13 protein-coding genes are annotated in these 15,657 nt (G+C 39.3%); 2 read left to right on the top strand and 11 right to left on the bottom strand.

What is annotated here, in order from left to right; translation table 11 throughout:
- Position 1 precedes the first annotated feature (1 nt).
- Together CH364_RS09280 and CH364_RS09275 are read left to right on the top strand one after the other, a co-directional pair.
- A complete protein-coding gene (locus CH364_RS09280) occupies positions 2–2,185 on the top strand; it encodes an LIC_12586 family protein (protein WP_207762222.1) in 2,184 nt (727 codons plus the stop codon).
- Positions 2,170–2,538: a hypothetical protein gene (locus CH364_RS09275; protein ID WP_100743223.1), complete on the top strand. Its 369-nt coding sequence runs from the start codon at positions 2,170–2,172 to the stop codon at positions 2,536–2,538. Before CH364_RS09280 ends, CH364_RS09275 begins: the two co-directional genes overlap by 16 nt.
- Here CH364_RS09275 and lpxB read toward each other — a convergent pair.
- From lpxB to CH364_RS09220, 11 genes are all read right to left on the bottom strand, one after another.
- Entirely contained in the window at positions 2,512–3,723 is a 1,212-nt protein-coding gene (lpxB, locus tag CH364_RS09270; protein ID WP_100743222.1) for a lipid-A-disaccharide synthase, read from the bottom strand. The two genes, CH364_RS09275 and lpxB, sit on opposite strands and share 27 nt — an antisense overlap.
- Positions 3,698–4,558 (bottom strand): LpxI family protein, encoded by an 861-nt coding sequence (locus CH364_RS09265; protein WP_100743221.1) that lies wholly within the window; start codon positions 4,556–4,558, stop codon positions 3,698–3,700. The genes lpxB and CH364_RS09265 overlap by 26 nt, the downstream gene beginning before the upstream one ends.
- A gap of 9 nt (positions 4,559–4,567) precedes the next feature.
- The gene (locus CH364_RS09260; RefSeq protein ID WP_100743220.1) at positions 4,568–4,798 is read right to left on the bottom strand and encodes an FmdB family zinc ribbon protein; all 231 of its coding nucleotides are present in this window, start codon (positions 4,796–4,798) and stop codon (positions 4,568–4,570) included.
- An 11-nt stretch (positions 4,799–4,809) separates the two neighbouring features.
- The gene (locus tag CH364_RS09255; RefSeq protein ID WP_100743219.1) at positions 4,810–6,264 is read right to left on the bottom strand and encodes an SH3 domain-containing protein; all 1,455 of its coding nucleotides are present in this window, start codon (positions 6,262–6,264) and stop codon (positions 4,810–4,812) included.
- 21 nt (positions 6,265–6,285) lie between these two features.
- Entirely contained in the window at positions 6,286–7,827 is a 1,542-nt protein-coding gene (locus CH364_RS09250; RefSeq protein ID WP_100743218.1) for a TolC family protein, read from the bottom strand.
- Positions 7,828–7,885: 58 nt separating this feature from the next.
- Positions 7,886–8,776, bottom strand: coding sequence for a succinate--CoA ligase subunit alpha (gene sucD, locus CH364_RS09245; protein ID WP_100743217.1), 891 nt, complete (start codon positions 8,774–8,776; stop codon positions 7,886–7,888).
- A 12-nt stretch (positions 8,777–8,788) separates the two neighbouring features.
- Entirely contained in the window at positions 8,789–9,958 is a 1,170-nt protein-coding gene (gene sucC, locus CH364_RS09240; RefSeq protein ID WP_100743216.1) for an ADP-forming succinate--CoA ligase subunit beta, read from the bottom strand.
- A 163-nt stretch (positions 9,959–10,121) separates the two neighbouring features.
- Positions 10,122–12,035 (bottom strand): PAS domain-containing sensor histidine kinase, encoded by a 1,914-nt coding sequence (locus CH364_RS09235; RefSeq protein ID WP_100743215.1) that lies wholly within the window; start codon positions 12,033–12,035, stop codon positions 10,122–10,124.
- 80 nt (positions 12,036–12,115) lie between these two features.
- Positions 12,116–13,384, bottom strand: coding sequence for an NHL repeat-containing protein (locus tag CH364_RS09230; RefSeq protein ID WP_100743214.1), 1,269 nt, complete (start codon positions 13,382–13,384; stop codon positions 12,116–12,118).
- 106 nt (positions 13,385–13,490) lie between these two features.
- Entirely contained in the window at positions 13,491–14,192 is a 702-nt protein-coding gene (locus CH364_RS09225; RefSeq protein WP_100743213.1) for a hypothetical protein, read from the bottom strand.
- A 49-nt stretch (positions 14,193–14,241) separates the two neighbouring features.
- Positions 14,242–15,657, bottom strand: coding sequence for an Lcl C-terminal domain-containing protein (locus CH364_RS09220; RefSeq protein ID WP_243401300.1), 1,416 nt, complete (start codon positions 15,655–15,657; stop codon positions 14,242–14,244).

The raw sequence follows: 15,657 nt of genomic DNA, 5'->3' as shown, positions 1-15,657 counted from the left end.
TTTGGAACGGATCTTTTCTTTCCAGCGCCTATTTGCTTATAGGCAATCATTGGTTTACCTACTCAATAGAATCCGCGAAAACAAGCGGGTTCTATTTTCGTTTTTAGCACTTGGGTTTATCTTTTTTTGTTTTATTCTCTGTTATTACGGTCTTGAATTTTACCTCCGCAATTACCGCATTCCCTTAGTGCAACTCAGGAAGGTTGTCTCTTATACCATCAACAAAGAACTTGGCAAAGCGGTAGACATTGGAGTTCTCGATTTTTCTCTCAGAGAAGGCCTTATCATTGAAGACCTTGTGGTTTCTAATGAAGAGGACTTTTCATTCAACGATCATATGTTGAAGGTTAAAAAAGTAACCTTTAAGCTTTCTAGTTATTTTAAAGAATCTCCCACTGTAGAACAAATTGATTTTTATAGTCCTCATTTGGTTTTAAATGAAAACATTAGTTTAAGAAACCAACTGATTGAATATGCACAAAAGAGTAAACTGAAAGACATTCGGTTTCATGATGCACGACTTACTGTCAAACAAAATGATTCCACTTTAGTTGATTGGAAAGAAGGTTGGGATATTGTTTTAAAAAGGAAAAACAAAAAACTTTTTCTTTCTTACAACAATGGTTGGTTTTGGATTCCTAACACAACCCGGATCAAAGGTGAGGGGGAATTTAGCGAATCTAGTTTGGATGAATTTCAATTCGAATTTAAATGGAAAAACTATCCTTCGGAAGAAGCCATTATCCTAACTAATTATTTATTTGGATCCAGTGTACATTCGGCTGTTCTTTCTGGTGAAGGCAAAGTCAGTCGGGATTCCGTTTCTGGATTTGTTGCGAGAGGGGACGTTGAATTTGAAAATTCTTTTATCCCTCTACCTTTCTTTGAAAATTATATTTTGGATGGCTTCCGTTTTCGTGAAGTTTTTTTATTCACGCCAAACAAAGAAGAAAGAGAATTTTTTGGAACTGATTTTCGAATTAAAACTTCCGTCAAGTCAGAGACTGTAAAGGAAACACTGCTAGAAAGAAATTTTGAATTTCAAATTGAATCTTTGGAAGACATTGCAGAAAGGATTTCTGATCTTTCTGGGAATTTTACATTACCCTTATCTGGATCTTTAAAGGGTAATGTTGACCTTACGGAAACGGGTGATAAAAATAAATGGTTTTTACTTCGAGGAGAACTTATTGGATCTGACCTTCAGTGGGACTCTCAGTTATTGCAGTTAGAAAAAGGAAACTTGTCTTTGAAACTAACGGAAGGAAATGAATGGGCTTTGAATTTTGATTCTCTATTTTTTGGTAAACCAACCCATCTTTCTGGTGGAGGAAATTCCTCTTGGGGACGGTCTAAAAAAACAGATGGTACTTTTTATTATCCACTCCAGTCCAAAACAAAACTCAATTTTCAAACTCCAGACCTAACCGCCAACGATTGGAAACCATTGTATGAAGATTGGAAACAGGAAACCTTAGAGGAAATCAGAGAGAGACAAGAGAAATTAATTCCTGAAGAATACTTTTACCAAACAAAGATTTATAAATATTTTTTAGAAATGATGAATTTGGATCTTACCATTCAAATTGCTAATTATTATCCTTATAGTGGGTCCAAATCATTGGGAGAATCAAAGGGAAATTTCCAAGTGAAAGAAGGAAGGATGAATTTAGTGATGAATCTAGGAAATTCGAATTCAAAACTTACCTCTATTTCCTATTTCGCAAGTAAAACGCCTAACTTCGGTTTGAATTTAGTGTTAAATGAATACCCATGGTCAGATCCTTGGATGAATGTCTGTGGTGCCGAACTAAAACCTACTCATGTCAGTTTGGATTATAGTTTCAATAGCATTGGAAGTGATTATTATAGCCTTCATAAAGATGCTCGAACATCATATTCACTTAAACTATTTGGTGTGGATTTTAAAGAAGCTGATTTGGTTTCGAAATTAGATATGGATCTCAGTCCTTTTAAAAAACCCTTTCAAATTGAATTTGATTTGAGTCGATATTCAGATATGGATTATATTTCTAATTTAGTGGTCTCTAGTGAAATTATAGATTTGAAAGGTTATGGAAATAACAAAAACGGGAACTATGCCTTTACTGCTTACGGTCTTGTCGGGGAGTCGAGAGGAACCTTTAGTTTTACTGAAGAGGAAAATAAATGCGTCATCAAATAGTTACTTTTGGATTCATATTCTTTATTATACTTTCTTTCTCTTGCAAGGAAACCAAAAATCCTGCAGACATTGCCCCAGACGTTTCCAAGTTACCTGCGTTTGGTGGGGAATGGATTCTGGAATGGGAAAACGGAACCCATTTATTACAAATTTTGCCTGAGGAAAATAAAGTAATCTGGAATGGCTCCGAAACTTTTAATTTGGAGTTAGATTCTGTTGGAATTCGTTTAAGACCAAATGACGAAGAAACCATCAAAGGATACTTTTTGTATTCTGATTTAAAACCCAAGTCTTGGATTGGCACTTGGGAAAACCGAGTAGTTCGTCTAATTCGAAAAAGATCGAAGGAGTGACTGGACTTCCTTTGCTGCCTTTTTGGAAGCATTGGTGGTTCCTAATTCTCTCTCTTTGGCATCTCTCAAAATTCCTTTGATTTTGTTTCGAAGTTTTGTGTTAGAAAGAATTTTCCATGCTTCCTCAAAGATATATTTTGGTTGGCATTCGTTTTGAGTGATTTCTCGACAAACTTCTTCCCCCGAAAGTATATTTGCAAGACCTATGAATTTGGACCGCATGAGTAGTGAACCCAAAAGATATGTAAACAAACTTACTTTATAAAGAATTACCATCGGTGTTTCAAAATAAAGTCCTTCTAATGTAGCAGTCCCTGAAGCGATGAGGAGGAGGTCACTAGTTTCCATCACTCTAAGCGAAGCATTCCACAAATAATGTATTTGAATGTCCGGGTGAATTTGTTTTAAGGATTCAATTTTTTCTAAGATAAAGGTTTCTTCTTTTGCATTGATATTCGGAAGAAGGAATACAATTTTCTTTTTTTCTAGTTTGCAGTGTTCGTGGAGGAGGGCAGCGGTACCAAGGATGGGATCAATTAACCTTCGGATTTCACCTTTTCTGGAGCCAGGCAATAGTCCCACTGTATACCCATGGTGGGAATCCGGAAGTTTTTCTGTGATCACTGGTTCCTTTTTTAATTTTTCAGGAATTCGTTTGGTAATGGGATGGCCCACAAATTTGGCATTCACACCATATTCTGTATAAATCTCTTCCTCAAATCGAAATAGAGTCAACATCAGTGCAATCTGTTCTTTGATAAAATAGATTCGATTGAATTTCCAAGCCCATATTTGCGGAGAAACATAAAATACTGTTGGGATTCCTCGCAGTTTCAGCTCTTTGGCCAAACGTAAGTTAAATCCAGGATAGTCGATTAAAATGGCAAGTTTGGTTGGCCTATGAGTGGTCTCTTCTAAAACACGATAAAATATCTTTTTTAAAAAACTATATTTTTTTATAGCTTCGGAAAATCCGATGACACTGAGTTGTTCTAACTCTTCCATGGAGTCAAGGCCATGAGAAATCATTCCTTCTCCTCCAATTCCATAGAACTTATACTCAGGTTCTAGGATAGACAATTCTTGCAACAAATCTGCCCCAAGTAGATCACCAGAATGTTCGCCGGCAATCACTAAGATGTTTTTATCCGAATGGGGATTATGGGATTTTTTTTTGGTTACCATTGAGAACCTTACTTCCACTTTTTCCTATGACACAAAAATTTAATTTGTGTTTGGTGGCAAATTCAATTGCATTTTTCGGATCCACAACCAATGTTTCACCTTCTCGAATGCAGAGCGTTTTACAACCACTTTCGAGCATCATTTGGAAGGTATGAATGCCAATGGTGGGTAAGTCAAACCGGTCGTCTTGTTTGGCTTTCGGACTTTTACAAACAACCGCATCACCTTTCTTTTTGGTATACAAACCACCTCGTTTGATGGTTTCATCGGTTCCTTCCACAGCTTCCACTGCAATCACCGATTCATCGCAAACCACTACCATTTGCCCAATGTCTAAATCGGCCATCTTTTCGGCGTAAAACATGCCAAAGTCGATGTCTTTTAATTCTTGGGTTTTGAACTTTTTTGGGGTGTACCTACCTTCGCGTAGGAGTAGGGATTGCAAATAGATCTTTTGGGAGATGACTTTGACTCCCATCGCTTCAAATTCATCTGCGATGGCAAGAAAGATAGGATAGTCATTGCGGTTGATGGTTTTGGCAAGGATGGCCAAAGCTTTTAAATCAAATTTAAGATTTTGAAAGAGCAGATCTTTTCTGACCTTTCCCAACATCAAAATTCTCGTGATTTTTTCTTTTTGGATGGTTTTGAGAATTTTCCCAACCTGGGTGATATGCACTGGAATCGTACGTGCACTGTGTTCGCGTGGGGAAAAATCAGATTCAATTAGCCCAAGAAATAAGGGGTCTTCACCTGCAGCCAGGGCTTCTGACATTCCGATATGGGGTAGTTCTCCACCACCAGCGATAATGGCTAATCTGCCTTTGGGTGCCAAAGCGGATCCTTACGTGGTTCCTGAACCTGTGCTGCCAGAGGTAGGAGTGGAATTGTCTTTTTTATAATCGGTGACGTAAAACCCAGTACCTTTGAAGATAATTCCAGCACTGGCTGAAATTCGACGTTCCACTGATCCTTTTTTCTCACAGAGACATTCCGTAAGTGCATCATCTTTCATCGACTGCACGTGTTCAAAGTCCTTTCCACATGTATTACAATGGTAATCGTAGGTAGCCATAATCTCCTCCTTTAATGGATTCCTGTTCGGATATCAAAAAGTAACACTCGTTCTCGGTTTGGTTCTTTTGCCAGTGGTAGACAAATTTCCCAAGAGTATCGACCTGATTGCAGGACGGATTCATCTAGAGGTAGGGAACGTATTGACTGGATGAGTCCAGTGTTTCGCCTCCAAAGGCTTGCGTTCCATTTGTCCCCTTCACGAGATCCAATGTGTAAGGACAGGTTTTCTCTCCTTTTTTCTCCGTCGAGGACATATCGATTTTTATTTACCCAAATCGATTCTTGGTCCAGGGAAATTGAATAAGCAAGGTGCTCCCGGTTGTCGTAGTTTAAATGGAGTTCTAAAAAAGGGATGGGAACTTCGGAATCTGTAGGATGGAAAGAAAACTCAAAGTAGTTTTTATCCCCTGAGAGTTTTTTACAAATTCTCTGCCATTGTTTTCCACCTTTGGATTGGCCAAAAATCGGAAAACCTGTTTCACCTGAAATACGCACAGAATCTCTTGGAATGTAATCTCCGAAAAAAGTTGTTGGGATTTGGTTTCCATTCCAACCTTCAAAATCAATACGAATCTCGTTTTCTACTGACTTAAACCGTTTTTCAAATTCGGCGATGAAACTTGGATTGGGAGGAACTTCAGTTAAAAATCCTGAAAAGATCCAAGCCGATCTTTGAAGATTTGGAAAATAACAACGTTTCCAGTGCCCATTGGTACCTGCAATGGATTCTGTCGCTGGATCTTCTTCTAAACAAAATGTGAATTCAGGTTCGCTTATTTTTCCCAATTCTGTATTTTCCCGACCAGGGCCACTGCGGAGGTTTACATTTTTTCCTCGTACGGTTGCTGTTTGGTGGAAGAGACTCGTGTTTGAAGTATTCGCTAAAAAATGGAGCGTTTGTAATAAAAACTCCGATTCTATTTCTCCTATGGGTTCTATTGGAAAACTAAGGAGGTTTGTCATTGCACGACTAAAACTTTCTTCCATACCTCGGGGGTCTTCCAGAATGAGTTGGAGGAGAAGTTGGGAAACTTCTTGTTTGGGGATTGGTTTGGATAAACTACTTATTTTTGTAAGGAGAGCTCTTTTGTATCCATCTCCATGTTTTTTTAAATGAGAAAGGTAAGGATCCTCGATATGATAATAGGTTCCTCGTATCGTTTCCCATTCTATAAGTTTTGTTCCTTTTCTAATTTGAAACAACGAGAGTAGGTCTTTAGAGGGTTCCTTACCATTTAATTTTTTTTCTAATTGGGATATGGTTTGGGAAAGAATGGTAAGTTCTAATTCACTTGTTGGGATTTCAGTTTCAGAATAAAGGCTTAGAACTTTGAGATAGGATTCTGATTGATAAAGATCATAAGCCTTGTCCTCCCTATCACGGAAGTCAACGAAAGCATATGTAACAAGAATCAGAAATAGAAAAATAGAACCAAGAACAAGAAATACACGGGAGCGTATCAAAAGGATCCTCCCGTTTGTGAACTAAAGATTTTCAGGTAGGAGTTTGGATCTATCCACTCCGTATTCTTCGAACAAAGCATTTTTTGCAACATAGTATCTATGTAAATTGATGTTATAATCTACTTTTGCACGAACTAGTGACAATTGGTCTTGCACCAAAGTATCTAAAGCATTTTTAACAGCTAAGGCATTGAATCTACCTTGTTGAAAAGAACGTAAAACACCGTTGTAGTATTTTTTGGATTCTTCTTCTGTTCGTTTTGCATTTTCCATTACTTGAAATGAAGCTTTTAAAATATCAATTCTTGTTTTGACATCGTCAGAAACTGCTTTGACTAGATCTGCTTCTTCCAATGAAACTTGGCGTTTTTGAATTTCTGCATCACGAATTCCCGCTTTCACTCCCTTGTCCATAATTGGATAAGAAAGATCAAGGGAACCTTGCATCACAGGATATTGGTAAGAAAAAACACCAGAACGACTGTCTGTATAGTTGTTTTGGGGACTAATCAAATTCTGCGCTTGGTATCCATAGGTTCCAGAAGCTTTTAACGCAGGAAGAGCTTCATTTTTAGCAGTTTTCATGGAAAGTTCTGCATTTTCTTTTTTACGAAGAATGGCTCTAAAATCAGCTCTATGTTTGTAAGCATAATCAATGTCTGCTTGGTAATCCAATTTTGAAGGAAGAGTTTCCGAAAGAGGAGTTGTTTTTTGGAACACTGTTTCTTCAGGAAGATTTAAGGAACGAATGAGTTTTCGCCTTGCTTCTTCTTTTTCTGCAGCGGCCTGTGCCATCTGTCCTTCCACTTGAGAGAGGAGGGCATTCCATTGGTTTACTTCAAAACTCTCTGAAAGTCCAAGGCCTTGTTTTCGAATGGTTAAGTCTCTGACATTCTTAGTATTTTTTAATAGTTGTTCGAAAGTTTGGTATCCTGAATCTTTCACAGAAAAATTCCAATAGTCAACGAGAGTGGCGACGACTTTGCTTGCCACTTGGTCTTCCATTTGTTCTCGCATAATCTCCGTTTGGTTTTCGAGGATTTTTTCCGAATTCCTCTCATTGGCACCAAAGGCATTTTTTAACAAATCTTGAGCAATGGTAACCGACAGGGTATCTGTATATAATGGAGGAAGGCCAAGAGCGCCAAATCCAGATGGAGTTTTATTCGGATCTTCAAATGCGTTCGAGTCAAATCGTTGCGATTTAGCTTCTATTTTAAAATAAGTTCCCGTAGTGAAGAGTTTTTCTAAACCAGCACTATAAGTATTGGTTTGGGTTTTTGTTCCCGTAAAGATATTGTTTTGGTTAAACGGAAATTGTTTTTGATCCAATTCTGCTTTGGAAAGTGCACGCCAAGAATACTTTCCTTCAAACTTCATTAGGTTTGAATCAGCTTTGGCTAATTCCAAACGGGCCTGCATGACCTCGCGGTTGTTTTCAATGGCATACTTGACTGCGTCTTGTAAACTAAGTGTAAATCCCTTATCTCCAGATTCCGCAGCCAATAGGCTTACGGAAACGAGGAGAATCAATGTACTTGAAACCCATGAACGTTGTTCCATACTGTTAATTCAGACTCCTCATTCCCCTTGAATAGCTGTTTTTTTTATCCAAAAGCCCTTATTTTTTAAGGGCTGCCTTCATTTTATCGCCAACTTCGCCAATGTGCGCACAGATGCTGACACCAGCGTCTTGCATCGCAGCTATTTTAGAAGTGGCAGTTCCCATTCCACCAGAAATGATCGCACCGGCATGGCCCATACGTTTTCCTGGAGGTGCCGTTTGGCCTGCAATAAAACCAACCACTGGTTTTTTCACATGCGCTTTGATGTAAGCGGCAGCTTCTTCTTCCGAAGTTCCACCAATCTCACCGATCATTACGATTCCTTCAGTATCTGGATCTTCGTTTAAGAGGCGAACCGCTTCTACGTGGTTCATCCCAGGAACTGGGTCTCCCCCGATACCGATACAAGTGGATTGGCCAAGGCCTGCCGCTGTTAAGGAAGCAACGGATTCATAAGTCAAAGTTCCAGAACGAGAAACAATCCCGATCTTCCCTGGAGTGTGGATGAAACCTGGCATAATTCCCATTTTTACTTTGTGGAAAGGATTGATGACCCCAGGACAGTTTGGTCCTACCAGTTTGGTTTTGGAATTACGAAGAACACTATATACTTTGAGCATATCGTGAGTAGGGATTCCTTCTGTGATACACACTACGAGTGGGATCTCAGCAAAGATTCCTTCCAAAATCGCATCTGCTGCGAATGGAGGTGGAACGAAGATAATCGCAGCATTCGCACCGTCTTGGATCATTGCTTCTTTGATGGTATTACGAACAGGAGCAGTTTTTCCAGTTTCAGAAGTCCAAGTTTGTCCACCTTTACCAGGAGTTACACCAGCAACTACTTTTGTACCATATTCTAACATTTGAGTCGCATGAAAGGATCCTTCCTTACCGGTGATCCCTTGGACGACTACTCTTGTGTTTGCGTCAACTAATACAGTCATGTTTTATAGTTCCTATTTTTTGATTAGGGAGACGATTTTGTCTGCCGCGTCACGGAGTCCTTCCACTCCCACAATGTTCATACCGGATTCGTTCAGGATTTTTTTTCCTTCTTCCGCATTGGTTCCTTTCAATCGAACCACTACTGGAACCGATACGTTTACCTTTTTCGTAGCTTCGATAATTCCGACAGCCACACGGTCACAACGAACGATACCACCGAATACGTTTACAAAGATTCCTTTTACGTTTGGATCAGAAAGGATGAGTCTAAAACCGTTTTCTACCGTAGTAGGGTTTGCTCCGCCTCCGACGTCCAAAAAGTTTGCAGGTTCTGCACCAGCTAACTTCACGATATCCATAGTTGCCATCGCAAGACCGGCACCATTCACCATACAACCAATGTTACCATCTAACTTTACGTAGTTGAGGTTGTATTCTTTTGCTTTTACTTCATACGGATCTTCTTCAGAGATATCTCGAAGAGCTTCGTTTTCAGGGTGGCGATAGAGTGCGTTTTCATCCAAGTCCATCTTGCAGTCACCTGCAACGATTTCATTTTGTTTTGTTAGGATGAGAGGGTTGATTTCCAATAGTGCTGCATCTTCTTTGATGTATGCGTTGTAAACAGAGTTTACAAGTGCAGTGAAGGACTTTTGCGCCTCCGCTGGGATTCCTAGAGCAAATGCGAGTTCCCGAATTTGCGAACCTTGGATTCCAATACCTGGATCAATTTGGATTTTGATGATTTTTTCTGGATGAGTTTCTGCAACTTCTTCGATTTCCATTCCACCTTCGGTAGAAGCCATAATGATGGTTTTGCGGAAAGCACGATCAAGTAGGATGGAAAGGTAGTATTCCTTTGCGATTTCAAGACCTTGTTCCAAATAGATTTTTAGAACTTTTTTTCCTTCTTCACCGGTTTGAGGGGTGATGAGTTGCATCCCGAGAATTCTCTCAGCAGCAGCTTTGGCGTCTTCTTTGGTTTTGGCAACCTTGACACCGCCACCTTTTCCTCGTCCACCAGCGTGGATTTGGGCTTTCACCACCACTACGGGTGATTTTTGGACAACTTCGCTGTATGCCTTTTCGAAATCACCGACTGTGTCGATGACCTTTCCGAAGGGAACGTTGGCATTGTGTCTACGTAGGATTTCTTTGGCCTGGTATTCGTGGACTTTCATGGATTTCCTTATGTCATTGGTACGTCCGAGGGTCTTGCCGACGGATCACTAGGGTAAGGCTCGTGTGTCGGGTGAGATTGTCAAGACAGAATGCTAGGTTCTATTGATACAAACTTTAGTTTGAAGGAAGTTTCCTAGTTGTTTAGAGATTCAGCAGTTCCAATTAAATATGGATGGCTTTGTTTGGATTCTCTGGGATTGACACGGTGAACGTAGACCCTTTTCCTTCCTCACTCTCTACGGATATGGTTCCTCCAAGAACTTCTACTTGGGATTTGGTGATAAAAAGTCCTATTCCACGAGCATCTTCATTTTTATGGAAGGTCTTAAACATACCAAAAATCTTATTTCCGTGTTTTTCTAAATTGATTCCAAGCCCATTGTCTTCCACTCGCAGATGTACCTGTCCATCTATCTTTTTTGCATAAATGCGAATGAAAGCACCGTCTTTTAATCTTACATACTTAATTGCATTGGAGACCAAATTGAGGAGAATACTTTCTAAATACGCAGGAATGATCGTTAGTTCTAAATTTTCTTCGATTTCCACAGATATTTGAATGTTTCTAGATTCGATTGAACCCTTGAGTATATTCAATGTTTTTTGAACTTCCTCTTCAATCGTACATGTTTCCATGGGTTTATTTAACATCTGATTGATGGATATGATATCATTTAAATGTGTAATTGTTTCGTTTAGTTTTTCTGAAGATGCGTGCAACATGTTCACAATGTTTTTTCTTTCTTCTTCGCTTGGGTTTTCTTCGAGGAGATCAATTAGGGATGTAAAGTTAGAAGAGTGTTGTCGGATATTATGGGAAACTATATATGCAAAATTTTGGAGACGACTGTTTTGGATTCCAGTAAAATGAAGCATCCTGTTGGTGTTTTCTAAGGCTTCCACTTCTTCAGTGATATCAAATCGAATGGATAAAAAGGATTCTATTTTTTCATTGGAATCATAAAGCGGATGGATGTACGTTTGTAACCAGAAAAAATTTCCGTGTTTAGATTGGTTTCGAATGATTCCTTCCCAAGGTTGGCCTGACAGAATGTCCTTCCACATTTTTTCCCAAAAATCTTTTGGATGAAATTTTGAATTGAGTTTCCTGTGGTCAGAACCTAACAATTCTTTTTCGGAGTATCCGGAAATTTTGATAAACTTTTGGTTTGCCCTAAGGATGACACCTTTGGTATCAGCAATACTCACTATAGCGGATCGCTCGATGGCATCGAGAATCGCTTTTAATTTTTTGTTTTTTAATTCAATTGTGTTTTGGGTGTTTTTTAGCTCAGTAATGTCAAGAAAACTTGCAGTCGCACCTTCTAGTTTACCTTCTGCATCATAAATTGGAGTTGCATTGATGTTTAACCATTTGATGGTTTCTCCTTCGGCAATAATCCCATGTTCTTGATGATAAACGGTTTTTTGTCTTTTTAAGGCAATGGATAATGGTAGTTCCTCTTCTGGAAAGGGAGTTCCATCTGCACGGATTTGTTTCCATTCTTTTGAGGCAAAGTATTTGTTTTGAATTTGGTCAATTTCTAAAGAGAGAATTTTGGCAGCACTATCGTTTGCATAAATAATTTGCCCTTGCACGTTTACCACAACGACACCATTGATCATTGTTTTGATTACGTGTTTTAGTTGAGATTCCTTTTGATGAATCGATATACCATTTATCTTTTGTTTTGTGGTGTCTTCTAAAAGAATATAAAACATATGGTTCGAAATTTGTTGTGCTCGCAAGGAGTATATCTTTTGAGATTTTGAAGTTTCGTTTTTCGGATTCTCTGCATCCAAATAAATAGAATTGGATTTCTCCTGTTGTAAGGATAAAAGAGTTTCTGCCAAAAAAATATCGTTCCCGAATGGAAAAAAAATTTCCTTTAGGTTAGGCGGTCCGCTTGCCTCTGTTTCCCAATGTAAAAGAGTTTTTGCCTGCGGATTTGCATAAAGCAATTTACTTTCTAATGATAATAGTTCTGTCGGAGATTCGAATAGAAATACTCCCAAAGGTAAACTGTCAGCAAACAGAACAAAGGAGGTGGGATCAGTTTGGTTGAATGGTTCCATCGTTTGTTCTTATGGCTTCGATACAGAAGACCGTAGAACATCAGACGAAAAGAAGACGGAAATCCTTGGTTCTTAGCTTCTTATAATTTGTTCCAGTATGGGGAAAGCCTTAGGGAATTGCAGAACTTTCCTATGGAATTGGTAAAGATCACATCAAAACGATTGGCTCCATGAGGTGCTAAATAAATTTCTCCATTGGGCCCAATAGCTCCCCCGCGGTAGGATGATCCAGGTTTTGGAAAGAGTGTAGAGATTGTATGGTCCAGGGTGTTGATGGAGATAAAGTTTGAATAATTGTCACTAGGGACAGGGTAGATTTTTCCGTTGGGAGCAAGCACTGCTCCATTAAACAAATTGGATCCTGACGCTCCAGGAATATTGGAAACAGTGACAATTTTCCCAGAGTCTGTTTCCAAATATATGAGGGGGATTGTATTATAGGGAATCATATAAATTCTTCCATTGGGAGTTAAGACGCCAGAAATATAAGCATTACTTCCCGGAAACACATAAGGGTGGGGGGTTACAGAATCATTCTGAATATCTAAAATGTACATGGTGGTTGAGGTAAAAGGGATAAAATAAATTTTTCCTTCGGGCGTAAGAACCGCAGAAGAAAATCCTCCCGAGGTTGGTGTTGCCACCGATCCAATTTTGCCAGTATTTGTATCGTAATAACGAATGATTGTTTCTGAACTCGGAACATAGTAGATCTTTCCATTCGGCGCATAGATAGCTCCGTTATATGCAGCACTAACCATGGTTTGGTTACCAATCGTCATCTTTAGGTTGTTATTTGTCGTATCTAATGAAAGAAAAGAACTGGAAACATGGGGAGCTAAATAAATTTTTCCGGATGGTCCGAGAGATCCCCCTATAAACTCCACACCACCGGCTGATGTTCCCGCATTCGTATAAGTTTTAGAAAACGGATTGATTGATAAAAACATATTAGAATCATATGGGAGAAAGTAAACCTCTCCATTGGGAGCATTGAGTGCACCTTGAAACGCAGTCGTACCATTTCCAGTAACAAACGCTACTGTTTCTGGTCTATATTGGAATAGGGTTTCTGGGCCAAAGGAACCAAGGGAAAATTGAGTTTCCATCTCCGCTTTGACTTGAGGCCAATTTTCTGCTAGATGGGTTTCTTCGTATTCCAATTGGCATGCAGGTAGTTTGGGAAACACTCTATAACCACACTGGTTACTTTTGTCTTTTACGATCAGCCTGTAGAGAATATTCGGTAGAAAAAAGTTATCGTCTGCATCGCAAAGATTGTCTGCCTTTGGTTCGGCACATGCGAAAAGAAAGGAAAGGGCAAGAAACGGCAGAAAGGAACGGTTCATAAATTGTTTCTCAGAACATACTATTGTAACTCTGCTTTATCGAGCAAGTCAGAAAGGTCTAACTGCATTAAGGAGGAATCCCAAGGTAAGCTAGATGAATCCAAGATCAGTCCATTTTTGATTGGGTTAAAATCTGTTTGCGAGAGAGGATTTTTTTTCCGGTAGAAGTTAGGTTCGGAAAAAAATTGGGGTCTCGGTTGGGGTCAGTAAGCAGTAGTTTTACATCACGAATTTTTTCGTAACATTCTTTCATAAAAAGTTGATGGCCACAACCGAGTAAATGGTATCCTTCATGGATGAGAGTGGATTTGGGACTAGTAAATAACAACTGTATGGTGGAAATGTATTTTGCTTTGATATAACCTCTCGTATTGGATTGGCCTTCCACTGCACCTTGAACTTCTAATTTCAATCCTACTCCTACAAAAATTCCCAAAGTCAAAACTTCAAAAGTAATGTCACCCCAAGTCCTTCCTTTTAAATAGAGGAGCCTGTCACAATCGTTTGTTAGTTGGCGTTCCATTAAATAACCCAGAATGTCTGTGCCCCAAAAGCCTGGTCTCTCCATCACTTCTAATTCCACAGGTAAGGCTTTGAGTTGATACAATGAAAGTTCTTCATTCCAAGCTGTAAATAAATTGGAGATTTCTTCTTTGGTGATGTCTGGTTCTGTAATGAGGCAAACTCTGAACTGGCTTTCTTCGCCAAAGTTCATACCTTCCCTGATTTTTTTTTCATGAAAACCAATGGTGGTACATTCTAAGAGAAAAACTAAAAGGAGGATAGAATAGGGAAATCGAAGCAACATTTGTAATTATAAATTCTACTTTTCAATTTTGGATTTATTTCGCCAAACCTTAAAAATCCGAAACACAACGAGTGCGATTGGTGGTATTGTTTGATTTGGCACCTGGACCACCGCTGGAAGTTCCAAATTCGACAACATATGCATTTGTTTTTGGTGATGAAGGTAGCGGACCGGTAGTTGATGTCCAGTAGCTTGAGGAAGCAGTATTTGGAAAGTAGGTCAAATCAAAACCAGGTACACCATTATTTGTATAAAAATCGAGAAGACTTCTTAGCTCCGTTACATTGGGAAGGCGCCAAATTTTTCCGGCTAGATTTAGGCTTTGGCAATAATTAATGGAACCTATCCAATCAGTGATTAGGTCTGTTCCTCCGGTACAAGTGGTTAGGTTTGTTTGTCCCGCTGTACACTTTTGCCATACAAGTGATGTGTCGAGGTCAAGAACTGTTCCATCATTGTTGTTTTGAAGTCGTTTGTTCTTGGGTGGAATGTAATTGGAAACACAACGTAAATGATGTGCATCTGTATAATTCCCCGCACCGATGGATGACTCAATAAATGTTGGGTAAAATGCGCTTGAGCCACTGGAATAGTTTGTATTGGTTTTGAAGTTAAAACTATCAGTTGCAGGAAAATAAACCTGGTCAATGGAAGGATTTGCTAATGTGTAATCAAAGGTACTAAGGTATTCATCTATTTCGGGAACTCTCCAATCTGTTCGATTCGCATAGCCAGAACCTATATTGAGATTAGCGCATTCTGTTTGGGCTGATGTAAGATCAAAGGTAGTTGCACTAACGCTAGGACAGCCTGCACCCGCTTTTCCGATTTGGCAACTGGTCCATACAAGGCCTGTGCTAAAGTCGATTGTGATTTGATCCGTCGCGATAAAACTTGGGCCTACAAAGTTTTTAACTAAACCTTTTTGGAATTGCCCATCTTGACCTGGAATGGCAGTGCAGGTGGGATCGATATTACCGGAACCGTCATAACAGGTTGTAACGTTGGTTTTTGATGGGAGTTTTCCCATCCAAGCTGGGTTGTATGTACAACTTGCACTCCCTTTGGGATTGGTTGCAGTGATGGTGAAGGATTGTCTATTTGCTTTCCATCCTGAATAAATTCCTTGGAGAGAATTTGAAAATAAGGAAAAAGAAATTCCATTGGGCAAGGCGGGGTTTGATGAAAAACTCAAACGATTTCCATCAGTTTCAAAGCTTTCTAAAAAGAAACTGCCATTTGGTTTGGGGATGAGTGCTGGACAAACCAAATAGGTGGGTGGAAGGACTTTTAAAACGACCCCACAATGGGGAGTTTCATCAAAATTGATAAAACGAATGACAAGACTATCCAAATAACCTTTGGATTTTGGATCGCAGACATTTTCGAAGTCTGTATTCTGGCACGAAAATGACATAGAAATAGAAATGAAAAAACATAAATTTCGTAACTGGTTATGATACAT

This window comes from Leptospira harrisiae (assembly GCF_002811945.1).
Classification (GTDB): Bacteria; Spirochaetota; Leptospiria; order Leptospirales; family Leptospiraceae; genus Leptospira_A; species Leptospira_A harrisiae.
Note: the sequence above shows the minus strand (reverse complement) of the source record. Positions and strands in the feature narration are given on the sequence as shown.

What these genes read in the sequence shown, in the direction of transcription:
- CH364_RS09275 (WP_100743223.1), top strand. Translation starts at nt 2,170, where the DNA reads ATGCGTCATCAAATAGTTACTTTTGGATTCATATTCTTTATTATACTT.
- lpxB (WP_100743222.1), bottom strand. Translation starts at nt 3,723, where the DNA reads ATGGTAACCAAAAAAAAATCCCATAATCCCCATTCGGATAAAAACATC.
- CH364_RS09260 (WP_100743220.1), bottom strand. Translation starts at nt 4,798, where the DNA reads ATGGCTACCTACGATTACCATTGTAATACATGTGGAAAGGACTTTGAA.
- CH364_RS09250 (WP_100743218.1), bottom strand. Translation starts at nt 7,827, where the DNA reads ATGGAACAACGTTCATGGGTTTCAAGTACATTGATTCTCCTCGTTTCC.
- sucD (WP_100743217.1), bottom strand. Translation starts at nt 8,776, where the DNA reads ATGACTGTATTAGTTGACGCAAACACAAGAGTAGTCGTCCAAGGGATC.
- sucC (WP_100743216.1), bottom strand. Translation starts at nt 9,958, where the DNA reads ATGAAAGTCCACGAATACCAGGCCAAAGAAATCCTACGTAGACACAAT.
- CH364_RS09235 (WP_100743215.1), bottom strand. Translation starts at nt 12,035, where the DNA reads ATGGAACCATTCAACCAAACTGATCCCACCTCCTTTGTTCTGTTTGCT.
- CH364_RS09230 (WP_100743214.1), bottom strand. Translation starts at nt 13,384, where the DNA reads ATGAACCGTTCCTTTCTGCCGTTTCTTGCCCTTTCCTTTCTTTTCGCA.
- CH364_RS09225 (WP_100743213.1), bottom strand. Translation starts at nt 14,192, where the DNA reads ATGTTGCTTCGATTTCCCTATTCTATCCTCCTTTTAGTTTTTCTCTTA.
- CH364_RS09220 (WP_243401300.1), bottom strand. Translation starts at nt 15,657, where the DNA reads ATGTATCATAACCAGTTACGAAATTTATGTTTTTTCATTTCTATTTCT.